Source organism: Mesorhizobium sp. WSM4976, assembly GCF_029625685.1.
Classification (GTDB): domain Bacteria; phylum Pseudomonadota; class Alphaproteobacteria; order Rhizobiales; family Rhizobiaceae; genus Mesorhizobium.
This window is the reverse complement of record NZ_JARTVT010000023.1, coordinates 111815-128273: the sequence shown is the minus strand read 5'-3', so window position 1 is coordinate 128273 and position 16459 is coordinate 111815. Positions and strand designations below refer to the sequence as shown.

General features: G+C 63.5%; 16 protein-coding genes. 14 read left to right on the top strand and 2 right to left on the bottom strand.

Annotation, left to right across the window (positions count from 1 at the left end):
* From P9272_RS25865 to P9272_RS25840, 6 genes are all read left to right on the top strand, one after another.
* The coding region (locus P9272_RS25865; protein WP_278162740.1) for a 2-oxo acid dehydrogenase subunit E2 at positions 1-150 on the top strand (150 nt) is incomplete at its 5' end.
* 117 nt (positions 151-267) lie between these two features.
* Positions 268-906, top strand: coding sequence for an SGNH/GDSL hydrolase family protein (locus tag P9272_RS25860; RefSeq protein ID WP_278162736.1), 639 nt, complete (start codon positions 268-270; stop codon positions 904-906).
* Between the two features lie 28 nt (positions 907-934).
* Positions 935-2383, top strand: coding sequence for a dihydrolipoyl dehydrogenase (lpdA, locus tag P9272_RS25855; RefSeq protein ID WP_278162735.1), 1449 nt, complete (start codon positions 935-937; stop codon positions 2381-2383).
* Positions 2384-2557: 174 nt separating this feature from the next.
* Complete coding sequence (locus P9272_RS25850) at positions 2558-2815, top strand: GlsB/YeaQ/YmgE family stress response membrane protein (RefSeq protein WP_128260101.1); 258 nt, start codon at positions 2558-2560, stop codon at positions 2813-2815.
* Positions 2816-2943: 128 nt separating this feature from the next.
* The gene (gene lipA, locus P9272_RS25845) at positions 2944-3909 is read left to right on the top strand and encodes a lipoyl synthase (RefSeq protein WP_278162734.1); all 966 of its coding nucleotides are present in this window, start codon (positions 2944-2946) and stop codon (positions 3907-3909) included.
* A 6-nt stretch (positions 3910-3915) separates the two neighbouring features.
* Entirely contained in the window at positions 3916-4371 is a 456-nt protein-coding gene (locus P9272_RS25840) for a type II toxin-antitoxin system RatA family toxin (protein ID WP_278162733.1), read from the top strand.
* On the opposite strand, the gene P9272_RS25835 is transcribed toward P9272_RS25840, so the two are convergent.
* Both P9272_RS25835 and P9272_RS25830 read right to left on the bottom strand, forming a co-directional pair.
* A complete protein-coding gene (locus tag P9272_RS25835) occupies positions 4368-4856 on the bottom strand; it encodes a CinA family protein (protein WP_128260103.1) in 489 nt (162 codons plus the stop codon). The two genes, P9272_RS25840 and P9272_RS25835, sit on opposite strands and share 4 nt — an antisense overlap.
* The gene (locus tag P9272_RS25830; RefSeq protein WP_278162732.1) at positions 4853-6079 is read right to left on the bottom strand and encodes a bifunctional 2-C-methyl-D-erythritol 4-phosphate cytidylyltransferase/2-C-methyl-D-erythritol 2,4-cyclodiphosphate synthase; all 1227 of its coding nucleotides are present in this window, start codon (positions 6077-6079) and stop codon (positions 4853-4855) included. The genes P9272_RS25835 and P9272_RS25830 overlap by 4 nt, the downstream gene beginning before the upstream one ends.
* Before the next feature lie 253 nt (positions 6080-6332).
* Between P9272_RS25830 and dusB the strand changes: the two genes are divergently transcribed.
* The 8 genes from dusB to hflX all read left to right on the top strand — a co-directional run bounded on the left by dusB (position 6333) and on the right by hflX (position 16452).
* On the top strand, positions 6333-7361 hold the full coding sequence (gene dusB, locus P9272_RS25825; protein ID WP_278162731.1) for a tRNA dihydrouridine synthase DusB: 1029 nt from the start codon (positions 6333-6335) through the stop codon (positions 7359-7361).
* Positions 7358-8500, top strand: coding sequence for a nitrogen regulation protein NR(II) (locus P9272_RS25820; RefSeq protein WP_128260106.1), 1143 nt, complete (start codon positions 7358-7360; stop codon positions 8498-8500). The genes dusB and P9272_RS25820 overlap by 4 nt, the downstream gene beginning before the upstream one ends.
* A complete protein-coding gene (gene ntrC / locus P9272_RS25815; protein ID WP_128260107.1) occupies positions 8497-9957 on the top strand; it encodes a nitrogen regulation protein NR(I) in 1461 nt (486 codons plus the stop codon). Before P9272_RS25820 ends, ntrC begins: the two co-directional genes overlap by 4 nt.
* 127 nt (positions 9958-10084) lie before the next feature.
* Positions 10085-12376 carry a PAS domain-containing sensor histidine kinase gene (locus P9272_RS25810; RefSeq protein ID WP_278162730.1) on the top strand — a complete coding sequence of 764 codons (2292 nt, stop codon included), beginning with the start codon at positions 10085-10087 and terminating at the stop codon, positions 12374-12376.
* Entirely contained in the window at positions 12366-13727 is a 1362-nt protein-coding gene (locus tag P9272_RS25805; RefSeq protein WP_128260109.1) for a sigma-54 dependent transcriptional regulator, read from the top strand. Before P9272_RS25810 ends, P9272_RS25805 begins: the two co-directional genes overlap by 11 nt.
* 83 nt (positions 13728-13810) lie before the next feature.
* On the top strand, positions 13811-14674 hold the full coding sequence (locus P9272_RS25800) for a D-amino-acid transaminase (RefSeq protein WP_128260110.1): 864 nt from the start codon (positions 13811-13813) through the stop codon (positions 14672-14674).
* Between the two features lie 143 nt (positions 14675-14817).
* Positions 14818-15063 carry an RNA chaperone Hfq gene (gene hfq / locus P9272_RS25795; protein WP_128260111.1) on the top strand — a complete coding sequence of 82 codons (246 nt, stop codon included), beginning with the start codon at positions 14818-14820 and terminating at the stop codon, positions 15061-15063.
* On the top strand, positions 15064-16452 hold the full coding sequence (gene hflX / locus P9272_RS25790) for a GTPase HflX (protein ID WP_128260112.1): 1389 nt from the start codon (positions 15064-15066) through the stop codon (positions 16450-16452). It begins immediately after the preceding gene.
* Positions 16453-16459: the final 7 nt, after the last annotated feature.

The following is a 16459-nucleotide window of genomic DNA, read 5'->3' as shown; positions in this document are numbered from 1 at the left end:
GCGGTGGTGAAGAAGGGCGAGATCAAGATTGCCACGGTGATGTCGGTCACGCTCTCGACCGATCACCGCGCGGTCGACGGCGCGCTCGGCGCCGAACTGCTCGGCGCCTTCAAGCGCATGATCGAAAACCCGATGGGCATGCTGGTGTAGGACGGAAAAAGGCGGTGCGGAAATTCTTCACCGGCCTTTTCGCCTTGTTCTTGCCGTCGGGCGGATCGCGCGCTGGCGGCCTGGTCGACAGTTGACGGCGGGGGTGTGGGCAAAGGCATGAAGACGATTCTCTGCTACGGCGATTCTCTCACCTGGGGCTATGACGCCGCCAGCCTCGGGCGCCATGCGCTCGAGGATCGCTGGCCAAGCGTGCTTCGGGCTGAGCTCGGCGACGATATCCAGGTCATCGCCGAAGGCCTCAATGGCCGCACCACGGCCTTCGACGACCATCTGGCCGGCGCGGACCGCAATGGCGCGCGTGTGCTGCCGACGATCCTGACCAGCCATGCGCCTCTCGACTTGATCATCATCATGCTTGGTGCGAACGACATGAAGCCCTGGATCCATGGCAATCCGGTGGCCGCCAAGCAGGGCATCCAGCGCCTGATCGACATCGTGCGCGGCCATGACTATCCATTCGATTGGCCCGCGCCGCAGATCCTCATCGTCGCGCCGCCGGCGGTTACGCGCACCGACAATGCCGAATTCAAGGAAATGTTCGCCGGCGGCGACGACGCCTCCAAGCGTCTGGCGCCGCAATATTCGCTGCTTGCCGACGAGGTCGGCTGCGGCTTTTTCGATGCCGGCACGGTGGCCGTCACGACGCCGCTGGACGGCGTCCATCTCGATGGCGAGAACACACGCAACATCGGCACGGCGCTGGCGCCGCTCGTGCGCGTGATGCTCTCACTCTAACCTTCAGAAAGATCAGGGAGAAAACCCCGTGGCTGAATCCTACGACGTCATCATCATCGGCTCGGGCCCCGGCGGCTATGTCACGGCGGTGCGCTCCGCCCAGCTTGGCTTCAAGACGGCGATCGTCGAGCGCGAGCATCTGGGCGGCATCTGCCTCAACTGGGGCTGCATACCGACCAAGGCACTGCTGCGCTCAGCCGAGATCATGCATTATTCGGATCACCTCAAGGACTATGGCCTGAAGCTCGAAGGCGGCAAGGTCAGCCCCGACACGGCCGCCGTCGTCGACCGCTCGCGAAAAGTGTCGCTCAGGCTGAACACCGGCGTCGGCTTTTTGATGAAGAAGAACAAAGTCGATGTCATCTGGGGCGAGGCCAAGCTTTCCAAGTCCGGTGAGGTCGTCGTTTCGAAGATGGCCAAGAAGGCGATGGAGCCGCAGCCGCCGGTGCCGAAAGGCGTCAAGGGCGAGGGCACCTACACGGCGAAGCACATTATTCTCGCGACCGGCGCCCGGCCGCGCGCGTTGCCCGGCATCGAGCCGGACGGCAAGCTGATCTGGACCTATTTCGAGGCGATGGTGCCGAAGGAAATGCCGAAGTCGCTGCTGGTGATGGGCTCCGGCGCCATCGGCATCGAGTTCGCCTCCTTCTACCGCACCATGGGCGCGGGCGTGACGGTGGTCGAGCTGCTGCCTCAGGTCATGCCGGTCGAGGACGTCGAGGTGTCGAAATTCGCGCAGAAGCAGTTCGAGAAGCAGGGGATGAAGATCATCCTCGAAGCCAAGGTGACCAAGGTCGAAATGGGCGCCAACTCAGTTACCGCGCATGTCGAGATGAAGGACGGCAAGGTCGAGAAGATCACCGCCGATCGCATGATTTCGGCCGTCGGCGTGCAGGGCAACATCGAAAACCTTGGCCTTGAGGCGCTCGGCGTGAAGACCGACCGCGGCTGCGTCGTCGTCGACGGCTACGGCAAGACCAATGTGCCGGGCATCTACGCCATCGGCGACGTCGCCGGCCCGCCTATGCTTGCCCACAAGGCCGAGCATGAGGGCGTCGTCTGCATCGAGAAGATAGCCAATTTCCCGGGCGTGCACGCCATCGACAAGCTGAAGATCCCCGGCTGCACCTATTGCAGTCCGCAGGTCGCCTCGGTCGGTCTGACCGAAGCCAAAGCCAAAGCCGAAGGCAAGGACATCCGCGTCGGCCGCTTCCCCTTCAGCGCCAACGGCAAGGCTATCGCGCTCGGCGAGGACCAGGGCTTCGTCAAGACCATCTTCGACAAGAAGACCGGGCAGCTTCTCGGCGCGCATATGGTGGGCGCCGAGGTGACCGAGCTCATCCAGGGTTTTGTCGTGGCAATGAACCTGGAGACCACCGAGGAAGAGCTGATGCACACCATCTTCCCGCATCCGACGCTGTCGGAGATGATGAAGGAGAGCGTGCTCGACGCCTATGGCCGCGCTTTGAACGCGTGACAAGTGACCAACCGATAACGGGTCACCAATCGGTGATGGATCGCCTATCGGTAATAGACGGCCAATCCGTGCTAAGTTGGTCGGGTGAGACTCACACGCGGCAGCCGGAGAAATCTGACGGCAAGGCAGTTCGTATCCGGATGCATTTTCACCTGATCGAGGAGGAATTGGCACATGCATATCAATGGCGTCGGCTGGATCGCAGCCATCATCGTCGGCGGCCTGGCGGGCTGGTTCGCCGAGATGGTCATGAAGAGCAACACCGGCATCTTCATGAACATCATCATGGGCATCGTTGGCGCGATCGTGCTGAACGCGATCCTGCAGGCCCTCAACATCCAGTCGTTCGGCGTCGGCTGGGTCGCCTATCTGATCACCGGCTTCATCGGCGCCTGCCTGCTGATCTTCGTGGGGCGGCTCGTTCGCCGCTGAGCAAAAGCCGCCGCTATGCGAAAATGGCCGTGGCGGCATGCGCTGCCCCGGCCTTTTTCTTTGCCGCGAAAAGTCCTAGATGACGACAGACAGGCGGCTAGCTAAATCGCGGCCGCGAAGGGTTTGAGATGGTCACAGTCGTAGACACGATCGCCAACCAGCCGCGCCCGCGGCATCCTGAGAAGGCGCACCGGCCCGACCAGGAAGTATTGCGCAAGCCCGACTGGATCCGAGTCAAGGCGCCGGTCTCCAGAGCCTATTCCGAGACGCGCGAGATCGTGAAATCGAACAAGCTGGTGACGGTGTGCGAGGAAGCCGGCTGCCCGAACATCGGCGAATGCTGGGACAAGAGGCACGCCACCTTCATGATCATGGGTGAGATCTGCACGCGCGCCTGCGCCTTTTGCAATGTCGCCACGGGCATCCCGACCGCGCTTGATCCAGATGAGCCGGCCCGCGTCGCGCATGCGGTCAAGCAGATGGGGCTGAGCCACGTCGTCATCACCTCAGTCGACCGCGACGATTTGGCCGATGGCGGCGCGCAGCATTTCGCCGACGTCATCCGTGCAATCCGCGCGGAAGCCCCTTCGACGACAATCGAAATCCTGACGCCCGACTTCCTGCGCAAGGATGGCGCGCTGGAGATCGTCGTTGCCGCTAAGCCCGACGTCTTCAACCACAATCTCGAAACCGTGCCGTCGAACTACCTGACGGTTCGGCCCGGCGCACGTTACTTCCACTCGATCCGGCTGCTGCAGCGCGTGAAAGAGATCGACGCGTCAATCTTCACCAAATCGGGCATCATGGTCGGTCTCGGCGAGGAGCGGAACGAAGTGCTGCAATTGATGGACGATCTGCGGTCGGCCAATGTCGACTTCATGACTATCGGCCAGTACCTGCAGCCGTCGAAGAAGCACCATCCGGTGATCCGCTTCATCCCGCCGGACGAGTTCAAGTCGTACGAGACGATCGGCAAGACAAAGGGTTTTCTGCTGATGGCGTCGAGCCCGCTGACACGCTCCTCCCACCACGCCGGCGAGGATTTCGCCAGGCTGCGCGCAGCGCGCGAGGCGCAGCTCGCGAAGGCCAGCTGATCTTCAATGCCGAAATTCGAGGCGACACGCCGCGTCGCGCATACGCCGCAGGAGATGTTCGCGCTGGTGGCGGACATCGAAGCCTACCCGCAATTCTTGCCGCTCTGTGAATCGCTCACCGTGCGCTCGCGCAAGGAGCGCGACGGCCGCACCATCCTGGTCGCTGACATGAGCATCGGCTACAAGGCGATACGCGAGACCTTCACGACACAGGTGCTGCTCAAGTCCGACGAGAACGCCATCGACGTCAAATACATCGACGGCCCGTTCAAATATCTCAGCAACATCTGGCGCTTCGATCCCGCCGACGGCGGTTGCGAGGTGCATTTCTTCATCGACTACGAATTCAAGAGCCGCATTCTCGGCGCGCTGATGGGCACGATGTTTGACCGCGCCTTCCGCATGTTCTCGGAAGCCTTCGAGAAGCGCGCCGACGTCATCTACGGCGCAAAGCCGGCCTAACGCTCTCCAAGCGCACCCAAGCCGAGTTGCAGCGCGTGCCGCACCGTCTCGTGCCGGATGAATTCGCGGCCCTTTTGACCGAACAATTGCCGTTCGGCGACGACAGGCAGTCCGGCCAATGCAATCCCGAACCAGACAAGGCCGACCGGCTTGTCCGCCGAGCCGCCGCTCGGACCGGCGATGCCGGTGACGGCGAGCGAGAGGCTTGCTTGCGAGTGCGCTAACGCGCCCGCGGCCATCTCCAGCACTGTCTCGCGCGAGACCGCGCCATGCGCGTCGAGCGTGGCGGCGGATACGCCGAGCATCTCCATCTTGGCTTCGTTGGAATAGGTGATGAAGCCACGATCGACCACGACGGAGGAGCCGGCGATGTCGGTCAGTGCGGCGATGATCAGGCCGCCGGTGCAGCTTTCGGCCGTCGCCAGCATGATACCGCGCTGCTGGCAGGCCTGAAGCAAAGCGATAGCCAGCTCGGCGTTGCTCATACCGGCACCTCTCCCGGATAGACGACGCTGGCCGTGGCGATCGCGGCGATGCCCTCGCCGCGCCCGACAAAGCCGAGCTTCTCATTGGTCGTGGCCTTGATCGAAATGCGCTCGGGCGCAATACCCAGCATGGCGGAAAGCGCCTCCGTCATCGCCGCGCGATGCGGCCCGACGCGCGGCGCCTCGCAGATCAGCGTGATGTCGGCGTTGGCGATGCGGCCGCCGCGCTCGCGCACCAGCTTTGCCGCGTGCTCGACGAAGATCTTCGAGGCAGCACCCTTCCATTGCGGGTCCGAGGGCGGGAAATGCGTGCCGATGTCCCCGGCGCCGCAGGTGGCGAGCAGCGCATCTGTCAGCGCGTGCAGCCCGACATCGGCGTCTGAGTGGCCGGAGAGTTTTCGTTCATAGGGAATGGCAACGCCGCAGAGCGTAACATGGTCGCCGGGCTCGAACGCATGCACGTCGTAGCCATTGCCGGTGCGAATATCCGGGAAGCGCTGCTGCGCGCTCGAGAGCCGCTGGTCGGCCAATGCGATGTCCCTTGCCCAGGTGAGTTTGACGTTGTCCGGCGAACCCGGAACGATCCTGACCGGTATCTGTGCCCATTCGGCGATCGCCGCGTCGTCCGTGAATTCCGTCTTGCCGAGATGATGCGCCTTCTCATGCGCCGCAAGCAGCGGCCAGAACGGAAAACCCTGCGGCGTCTGCGCCGCATGAAGGCCGGCCCTCGACACCGTCTCGTCGATCATGCCTGTGGCCGATTCCCGTTTCAGCGTATCGGCAACGGGAAGGGCGGGCAGGGCGCCGTGGCGCTCGCCGATGGCCTCGATGGTCCGATCGATCAGCCCGGCATCGACGAACGGGCGTACGGCGTCATGCACAAGCACCTTTTCAGGTGCCTGGTCCCTCAGCGCAAGGAGGCCGAGCCGGACGGAGGCCTGGCGCGACGGGCCGCCGATAACAGTGATGAGACGTTCGGCGTGCGCCCCTGCGGCGCGTTGCAAAAGCTCGGCATCGTCAGCGTGGATGGCGACAACAACCGGGCCGATCAACGGATGGGAGAGAAAGATATCCAGAGTATGGGCGATAACGGCACGGCCGCCGATGCGCTGATACTGCTTCGGACCGTCGGCCTGTCCGGCGCGCGCGCCTCGGCCGGCGGCAACAATCACCACCCCGATCCCGCCGCCTGAAGACGCTTGCTTTCCGCTTGCCTCGCTCATTCCGATCGGTCCTAGAGCCGGATGATTTCAGGTCGATTCGACCTGAAATCTGAATCCGTCTCTAAATCAAAGAAGTAGAGCATGATGTCGGCCGAAAACCGGTCACACTTTTCGGCATCATGCTCTAGTCGGGGTGATGGCCGAAGGCCAGCATTTTCCAAAATGCGCCTTAATGTGACGTCATTGCGCGTTGCACAACGCCGCGCTTCTGGCTAGAGAATGTGCAACGATCGAAAATGCTTGGTTTTTGTGCATGGCTGAACCGACCACATTGGCGTCGCCACTCGACATCGGCGGAGTGAAAATTCGCAACCGCGTTTTCCTCGCGCCGATGTCCGGCATCACCGACGAGCCGTTCCGGCAGCGCGCCCACGCGCATGGCGCGGGCCTGGTCGTATCGGAAATGGTGGCAAGCGGCGAACTGGCTAAGGGCAGGGCCGGCTGCGACCTGCGTATACGTCATTCCGGCCTGCCCGTACATATGGTTCAGCTGGCCGGCCGCGAGGCCGTCCATATGGGTGAGGGCGCGCGAATCGCGGCGGGCGAGGGCGCTGATATCATCGACATCAACATGGGCTGCCCGGCAAAGAAGGTGACCGGCGGCTATGCCGGTTCGGCGCTGATGCGGGACCTCGACCACGCCCTGTCGCTGATCGAGGCGGTGGTCGGCGCCGTTTCGATGCCGGTGACGGTCAAGATGCGGCTCGGCTGGGACGAAAGCGCGCTCAACGCCCCAATGCTGGCGCGCCGTGCCGAACAGGTCGGCGTCAGGATGGTGACCGTGCATGGCCGCACGCGCTGTCAGTTCTACCAGGGCAAAGCCGATTGGCGCGCCATCGCCCGCGTCAAGGACGCCGTGTCAATTCCCGTGGTGGCGAACGGGGATGTCGGCTCGCCGGAGGAAGCGGCGACAATCCTCGAACAGTCCGGCGCCGACGCCGTGATGATCGGTCGCGCGCACTATGGCGCGCCATGGGCCGCGGGCAGCATTGCGACAGCCGCGGCTGGTGCAAAAGCACAAGGCATTCCATTCACGCCGCAAGAGCTGACCGATTACGTCGTGTCGCATTACGACGACATGCTCGCGCTCTACGGCATCGAAAGCGGGCTGCGCCAGGCGCGCAAGCATCTCGGCTGGTATCTCGATCGCCATGCTCCCGAAGCTTCTGCCGAGCAGCGGAAACGCATTCTCACATCCTTCGCGCCGGGCGAAGTCATTGCCGAATTGCGCCGCGCGTTTGTCGACGGCGCGCAGTCGACCGGCCTGAGGAGCGCGGCATGAAGGCGGACGTCCCACAGCCGACTGACATGGCGGACGCCGCCAACATCGTGCTCAACACCATCCGCCGCCCGGTGATCATGGTCGACCCCGACGGCTTCATCACTTTCGCCAATGCCGACGCCGAGGATTTCTTTCGCTCGAGCGCGAATATGCTTGCTCGCAACACGCTCTCCAAGCTGGTGCCCTTCGGCAGCCCGCTGCTGACGCTCGTCGACCAGGTGCGTGAGCGGCGCGCGCCGGTCAACGAATACCGCGTCGACGTGTCGTCGCCGCGCCTCGGCATCGAGAAGATGGTCGATCTCTATGTAGCACCGGTGCCGGAGTTTCCGGGCTCGGTCGTCGTCATGTTCCAGGAACGGTCGATGGCCGACAAGATCGACCGCCAGATGACGCATCGGGGCGCTGCGCGCTCCGTCACCGGCCTTGCCGCGATGCTGGCGCATGAAATCAAGAACCCGCTCTCAGGCATCAGGGGCGCGGCGCAGCTGCTCGAATTGTCGGCTTCAGACGAGGATCGCGCGCTGACCCGCTTGATCACCGACGAGACTGACCGCATCGTCTCGCTGGTCGACCGCATGGAAGTGTTTTCCGACGAGCGGCCGATCGAGCGCTACCCAGTCAACATCCACGTCGTTCTGGATCATGTGAAGGCGATTGCCAAGAACGGTTTTGCCAGGCGGATCAAGATCTTGGAGGAATATGATCCATCATTGCCTCCGGTCTTCGCCAACCGTGACCAGCTGATCCAGGTCTTCCTCAATCTGGTCAAGAACGCCGCCGAGGCGATCGGCGCCGACCCGCAGGGCGAGATCGTGCTCTCGACGGCCTTTCGTCCGGGCATTCGCGTCTCGGTGCCCGGCACGCAGGACCGCGTCTCGCTGCCGCTGGAATTCTGCGTGCATGACAATGGCCCCGGCGTATCGGAAGACATCCTGCCGATCCTGTTCGATCCGTTCATCACCACCAAGCCGAACGGGTCCGGCCTCGGGCTGGCCTTGGTCGCCAAGATCGTCGGTGAGCATGGCGGCATCATCGAATGCGATTCGACCGCCCGCGGCACCACTTTTCGCGTCCTTATGCCGGCCTGGAAAGAGACATCGCAGGGCTCGGGCGACGAAGCTGAAGGAGACCGCAAATGAGCGCTCGCGGCAATATTCTGGTCGCGGACGACGATGCGGCCATCCGCACCGTGCTCAACCAGGCGCTGTCACGCGTCGGCCACGAGGTGCGCGTCACCTCGAACGCCTCAACCCTGTGGCGCTGGGTGGCGGCTGGCGAGGGCGATCTGGTCATCACCGACGTGGTGATGCCCGACGAGAACGCCTTCGACATGCTGCCGCGCATTAAGAAGGCGCGGCCCGAGCTGCCGGTCATCGTCATGAGCGCGCAGAACACGTTCATGACCGCGATTCGCGCCTCCGAGACCGGCGCCTACGAATATCTGCCGAAGCCGTTCGACCTCACCGAGCTGCTCAACATCGTCAACCGGGCGCTGTCCGAGCCGAAGCGGCCGAAGCTCGACGCCCGCGCCGAAGACCAGCCGGAAACGATGCCGCTGGTCGGCCGCTCCGCCGCCATGCAGGACATCTACCGCATGCTGGCGCGCATGATGCAGACCGACCTCACGGTCATGATCAGCGGCGAATCCGGTACCGGCAAGGAGCTGGTGGCGCGCGCGCTGCATGAATATGGCCGCCGCCGCGGCGGTCCGTTCGTGGCCATCAACATGGCGGCGATCCCGCGCGATCTCATCGAATCGGAACTCTTCGGCCACGAGAAAGGCGCTTTCACCGGCGCGCAGAACCGTTCCAGCGGCCGCTTCGAGCAGGCGGAGGGCGGCACGCTGTTCCTCGACGAGATCGGCGACATGCCGATGGAGGCGCAGACCCGGCTGCTGCGCGTCCTGCAGCAGGGCGAATACACGACGGTCGGCGGTCGCACGCCGATCAAGACCGACGTGCGCATCGTCGCGGCCACCAACAAGGACCTGCGCACGCTGATCAACCAGGGCCTCTTCCGCGAGGACCTGTTCTATCGCCTCAATGTCGTGCCGCTGAGGCTGCCGGCGCTGCGCGAGCGTTCGGAGGATATTCCCGACCTGGTGCGGCACTTCTTCAAGCAAGGCGCCAGCGAGGGCCTGCAGACCAAGCGCATTTCGTCCGGCGGCATCGAGCTCATGAAGCGATATCCCTGGCCGGGCAATGTGCGCGAGCTGGAAAACCTGGTGCGTCGGCTGGCCGCCCTCTACTCGCAGGACGAGATTTCGTCGGAGATCATCGAGTCCGAGCTCAAGACCGGCGAAAGGCCGGTCGTGCCGGACGGCGGCGCGCTCATTCCCGACGATCTGTCGATCGGCCAGGCGGTCGAGCATTTCCTGCAGCGCTATTTCGCCTCCTTCGCCGGCGAATTGCCTCCGTCGGGCCTTTACCAACGCATTCTTGCCGAGGTCGAATATCCGCTGGTGCTGGCTTCGATGACGGCTACGCGCGGCAACCAGATCAAGGCTGCGGAGCTTTTGGGGCTCAACCGCAACACGCTGCGCAAGAAGATCCGCGAGCTTGGCGTCAACGTATACAAGTCGTCCAGGCAGCCATAGAGCCGCCTCGCGCTCGCGGTAATTGGCGAATTGACGGGGGAAAGATTTCGTCCTCGGCCACACTTGTTGCATAATCGCCACAATGCGTTGCATACATCCGACGCAATGACCGACTCTGTACCGCGACATGGCAGCTGAGGCTCCGACCCTGAACCAACCGCTTTTCAGTCAGGCCGGCACGCGTGACGGCCGACGGCTGCTGGCGCTGCCCGGCGTAGTCGCCATCGCCGGCGCGGTGATCACGGCGGCGATCTCGTTTGCCATCCTGGTCGGGGCCACGCCGATCGCGCCGACCGCCGACACGACCTGGGCCCTGGTCGCGGCCAACGCCGTCTTTGTCCTGTTCCTCATCGCGCTGATTGCCCGCGAGGTGCGCCGCATCGTCCTGGCGCGGCGCCACGGCAGGGCCGCCTCGCGGCTGCATGTGCGCATCGTCGCGATGTTCGCGCTGGTTGCCGCCATCCCGGCCATCATGGTGGCGATCATCGCCTCGATCACGCTCGACATCGGCCTCGACCGCTGGTTCGAGATCCGCACCAAGACGATCGTCAACTCGTCGCTGTCGATTGCCGACGCCTATGTGCAGGAGAACGCGCGCAACCTGCAGGGCACGACATTGTCGATGGCTTACGATCTCGATGCTTCGCGCACGCTCTACGGCCTCGACCGGGGCGGGTTCCTCGATCTGTTGAACAAGGAAGCCGTTGGACGCGGACTGGCGCATGCGGCCCTGATCAAGCCCGACGGCTCGTTCGTCATGAACGCCAAGACCGATGCTGATTTCCCCATGCCCGAGCCGCCGTCGGGCGCCGTCGACACCGCGTCCGACGGCAAGCCGGTTCTGATAGAACCGCGCACCCGCAACATCATGGGCGCCATCATCAAGCTGCGCGAGATCGAGGGGCTTTACCTCTATACTATTCGGCTGGTCGATCCCGACGTCATCAAGGCGCGACAGATCGTCAAGGCCAACACAGACGAATACCGCAACCTGGAGGACAACCGCCGGACTTCGCAGGTCGCCTTTGCGCTGCCTTACCTGTCGCTTACGCTGATCATCATCCTGTCGGCGATCTGGACCGGCATCGCGGTTGCCGATCGGATCGTGCGGCCGATCCGCCAGCTGATCGGCGCTGCCGACGAGGTGGCCACCGGCAATCTCGACGTCGCTGTCCCCGTGCGCCAGTCCGACGGCGACGTCGCCTCGCTCGGCGATACCTTCAACAACATGATCCTCGAGCTCAAATCGCAGCGCAACGAGCTCCTCTCGGCCAAGGATCTGATCGACGAGCGCCGGCGTTTCTCGGAGGCGGTGCTGGCCGGCGTCACCGCCGGCGTCATCGGCGTCGATCCCTACGGCATCATCACCATCGTCAATCGCTCGGCCGAAACCATGCTGGCGATTTCGGCCAGTGCAACACTCGGCCAGAACCTTTCGGCAGTCCTGCCCCTTGTCGGCCGGGTCTTCGAGATCGGACGCCAGTCAGGCAAGCCGGTCTACCGCGAGCAGGTGACCTTCTTTCGCACCGGCCTGGAGCGCACCTTCAACGTCCAGGTTACCGTCGAGTCCGGCGACGACGGCGAGGAAGAGAAGTCCTACGTGGTCACGGTCGACGACATCACCGATCTCGTCCAGGCGCAGCGTTCTTCGGCCTGGGCGGATGTGGCGCGGCGCATCGCGCATGAGATCAAGAATCCGCTGACGCCGATCCAGCTCTCGGCCGAGCGCATCAGGCGCCGCTACGGCAAGGTCATCACCGAGGATCGCGAGGTCTTCGACCAGTGCACCGACACCATCATCCGCCAGGTCGAGGACATCGGCCGCATGGTCGACGAATTCTCGGCCTTCGCTCGCATGCCGAAGCCGGAGATGAAGGCGATCGATCTGCGTGAGTCGCTGCGAGAGGCCTCCTTCCTGGTCGAGGTCAGCCGTCCCGACATCGCTTTCCAGCGCGATTTCGGCAGCGAGCCGTTGAAGGGCACTTTCGACAGCCGCCTGATGGCGCAGGCCTTCGGCAACGTCATCAAGAACGCCGCCGAGGCGATCGACGGGCTTGATGCGGAGGACCGTTCGGACGGCACAATCCGGATTCAAGCCGGGCGCCAAGATGGCGCCATACGAATCGACGTTATCGACAACGGCAAGGGGCTGCCGCGCGAGAATCGCCAAAGGCTTCTCGAGCCCTATATGACGACGCGCGAGAAGGGCACTGGGCTTGGCCTCGCTATCGTCAAGAAGATCGTGGAAGACCATGGCGGCCGTCTCGAATTGCACGACGCGCCAGCGGATTTCCATGGTGGCCGGGGCGCGATGATCTCGATCATCCTGCCTCCGGCAACGGTCGTCGCCGCGCCGCCACGCGGTGAAGGTCGAAACGAACACCAACGAGAAACTGAAAAGGTCGGTAATGGCGTCTGACATTCTTATCGTCGATGACGAGGAAGACATCCGCGAACTTGTCGCCGGTATCCTGAGCGACGAGGGTCATGAAACCCGTACGGCGTATGACGCCGACAGCGCGCTGGCGGCGATCGCCGATCGCGCGCCGCGGCTGATTTTCCTCGACATCTGGCTGCAGGGCTCGCGCCTCGACGGCTTGGCTCTGCTTGACGAGATCAAGACCATGCACCCCAGCATGCCGGTGGTGATGATTTCCGGCCACGGCAACATCGAAACGGCGGTGTCGGCCATCCGGCGCGGCGCCTATGACTTCATTGAGAAGCCGTTCAAGGCCGATCGCCTCATCCTGATCGCCGAACGCGCCCTGGAGACGTCCAAGCTGCGGCGCGAGGTCTCCGACCTCAAGCAGCGCAGCGGCGAGACCTTCGACCTGATCGGCATGTCGTCGGCCATGAGCCAACTGCGGCAGACTATCGAGCGCGTCGCGCCCACCAACAGCCGTGTCATGATCGTTGGTCCCTCAGGCTCCGGCAAGGAACTGACCGCGCGCGCCATCCATGCGCTGTCGTCGCGCAAGACTGGTCCGTTCGTCACGCTGAGCGCGGCCACCATCACGCCCGAGCGCATGGAGATCGAGCTGTTCGGCACCGAATCGAACGGTACGGAACGCAAGGTCGGCGCGCTGGAGGAGGCGCATCGCGGCATCCTTTATATCGACGAAGTCGCCGACATGCCGCGCGAAACGCAAAACAAGATCCTGCGCGTGTTGGTCGAGCAGCAATTCGAGCGGGTAGGCGGCACCAAGCGCGTCAAGGTCGATGTCCGCATCATCTCGTCCACCTCGCAAAACCTCGAGGCGATGATCGCAGACGGTCGCTTCCGCGAGGACCTCTATCACCGACTGGCGGTGGTTCCGGTCATTGTGCCGGGGCTGGCCGAGCGGCGCGAGGACATTCCCTATCTCGTAGACAATTTCATGAAGCAGATCGCGCGCCAGGCCGGCATCAAGCCGCGCCGCATCGGCGACGACGCGCTGGCCGTGCTGCAGGCGCATAACTGGCCGGGCAACGTTCGCCAGCTGCGCAACAATGTCGAACGGCTGATGATTCTGGCGCGCGGCGAAGAGGCCGATGCGCCGATCACCGCCGACCTTCTGCCCTCCGAGATCGGCGACGTGATGCCACGCACACCCAACCAGTCGGACCAGCACATCATGGCGCTGCCGTTGCGCGAGGCACGCGAGCAGTTCGAGAAGGACTATCTGATCGCCCAGATCAACCGCTTCGGCGGCAACATCTCGAAGACGGCCGAGTTCATCGGCATGGAAAGGTCGGCCCTGCATCGCAAGCTGAAGTCGCTGGGGGTGTAGGACCGGCGTGGCTCAGCCGATTGTCTGTTACGACAGCGGCGGAATCGCCTAAGAAGTCCGGACGTTTTTCCCTGAGGATGCCCATGCCGCGCATTGCCTATGTCAACGGGCGCTATGTCGTCCACGCCCAAGCCAGCGTGCACATTGAGGATCGCGGCTACCAGTTCGCCGACGGCGTCTATGAGGTCTGCGAGGTGGCCCGTGGCCATATCGTCGACATGCAGCGCCACCTTGCGCGGCTCAAGCGCTCGCTGAAGGAACTGTCGATCGCCTGGCCGGTCTCGGAAGGCGTCCTGCCGATGCTGCTGCGCGAGGTGGTCAACCGCAATGGCGTGGTCAACGGCCTCGTCTATGTGCAGGTGACACGCGGCGTCGCCAGCCGTGACTTCGTTTTTCCGCCGACGGGGACGAAATCTTCCCTGGTCATAACCGCCAGGAAAGCCGATCCGGCGGCAAATGCGAAGCGGGTGGAGACCGGCATCAAGGTCATCACCGTGCCCGAGAATCGCTGGGACCGGGTCGACATCAAGAGCACGGGCCTTTTGCCCAATGTGCTTGCCAAACAGAAGGCCAAGGAAGCCGGCGCCCAGGAAGCCTGGTTCGTCGACGCGGATGGCAATGTCAAGGAAGGTGGTTCGTCCAACGCCTGGATCGTCACCCGGGACGGCGTTCTGGTGACCCGGCCGGCCGAGCACGGCATCCTGCGTGGCATCACCCGCACCACGCTCTTCGACGTCGCCGCCAAGCTCGGCCTCAAGATCGAGGAGCGCGGTTTTTCGGTCACTGAGGCCAAGGCGGCCAGGGAGGCGTTCATCAGTTCGGCGACCACAATCGCCATGCCGGTAATCGAAATCGACGGCGCGCCGATAGCAAACGGCCACCCTGGTTCTATGACACTTTCGTTGCGGCAGGCTTTTTTTGACGTTGCGGAAAAAAGTCCAGCCTGATAACCGCAAAGGTGGAATGAACCTCAACTATCTCGTTCTGCTTGTCGTTTAAACGGCAAGAGGGGGTTTGCGCGCTTGACAGGTGCCGCGTAATTTGGCGCACTGGCCCGCAGACCGAAGGGGATCGGCGAAAGACAAAAACAATGGCGGAACGATCGCAAAACCTTCAGGACCTGTTCCTGAATTCAGTTCGCAAGAGCAAAAATCCACTTACTATCTTCCTCATCAACGGCGTGAAGCTGACCGGCGTCGTCACTTCGTTCGACAATTTTTGTGTGTTGTTGCGGCGTGACGGGCACTCCCAGCTCGTCTACAAGCACGCCATTTCCACGATCATGCCGAGCCAGCCGGTTCAGATGTTCGATGGCGAGGAAAGCCAGGGCGTCTGATTGGCACGTGATAAGGACGCGGACCGCAGCGTTCGCGGAAAACAAGGACATCAACTCGGGCCGGAAGCCAAGGATCCGACTCGGGCTGTAGTCATTGTGCCGGTGCTTACCCGCCAGCCGCGCGGCGACGAGGAAACCAGCCGTCCACGTCTGACCCGCTCGGCGGATGCCCGCCATGACGAGGCGGTCGGGCTTGCCAGTGCCATCGATCTCAACCCGGTCCACACCGCGGTGGTGACGGTCGCCGATCCGCGGCCGGCGACGCTGCTCGGCAGCGGCAAGGTGGCCGAGTTCGCCGACATCGTGAAGGAGCGCAAGGCGGAGTTGGTCATTGTCGACCATCCGCTGACGCCGGTGCAGCAGCGCAACCTCGAAAAAGAACTGAATGCCAAGGTGCTCGACCGCACCGGGCTCATTCTTGAGATCTTCGGCGAGCGGGCGCGCACCAAGGAAGGCACGCTGCAGGTCGAGCTTGCGCATCTCAATTACCAGAAGGGCCGACTGGTGCGCAGTTGGACCCACCTGGAGCGGCAGCGCGGCGGCGCCGGCTTCCTCGGCGGTCCCGGCGAAACCCAGATCGAATCCGACCGCCGCATCCTGCAGGACAAGATCACCAAGCTGAAGCACGAGCTTGAAACGGTGCGGCGCACGCGCGACCTCCACCGGGCCAAGCGCAAGAAGGTGCCTTTCCCGGTCGTGGCAATCGTCGGCTACACCAATGCCGGCAAGTCGACGCTGTTCAACCGGCTGACCGGGGCAGGGGTGCTGGCAGAGGACATGCTGTTCGCGACGCTCGATCCCACCTTGCGGCGCGTGCGGCTGCCGCACGGCACGCCGATCATCCTGTCGGATACGGTCGGCTTCATCTCCGACCTGCCAACTCATCTTGTGGCCGCCTTTCGGGCGACGCTGGAAGAGGTGGTCGAGGCCGATCTGGTGCTGCATCTGCGCGACATCTCCGATCCGGACACGGCGGCCCAGGCTGAGGATGTCGAACGCATCCTTGCCGATCTCGGCGTCGACGCCGCCGACACCAACCGCGTGATCGAGGTCTGGAACAAGATCGACCTGCTCGACGAAGGCAATCGCGAGCGGCTGCTTGCGGAGGGCGCGAGCGGCAAGTCTCCACCGATCGCGATTTCGGCAGTGACCGGCGAGGGGCTCGACACGCTGAAGGCGCTCATCGAGACGCGCGTGTCGGGCGAACTGGAAACGATGACGGTGACGTTGAGCCCGGCCCAGCTCGGCCAGGTCGACTGGCTCTACCGCAACGGCGACATCGTTTCGCGCACCGACAATGAGGACGGCAGCGTCACCCTCTCGCTCACGGCCACGCACAGCGCCCGGCAGGAGATCGAAAGCCGCCTGCATCGCAAGAACGGCGGCTAACCGGCTG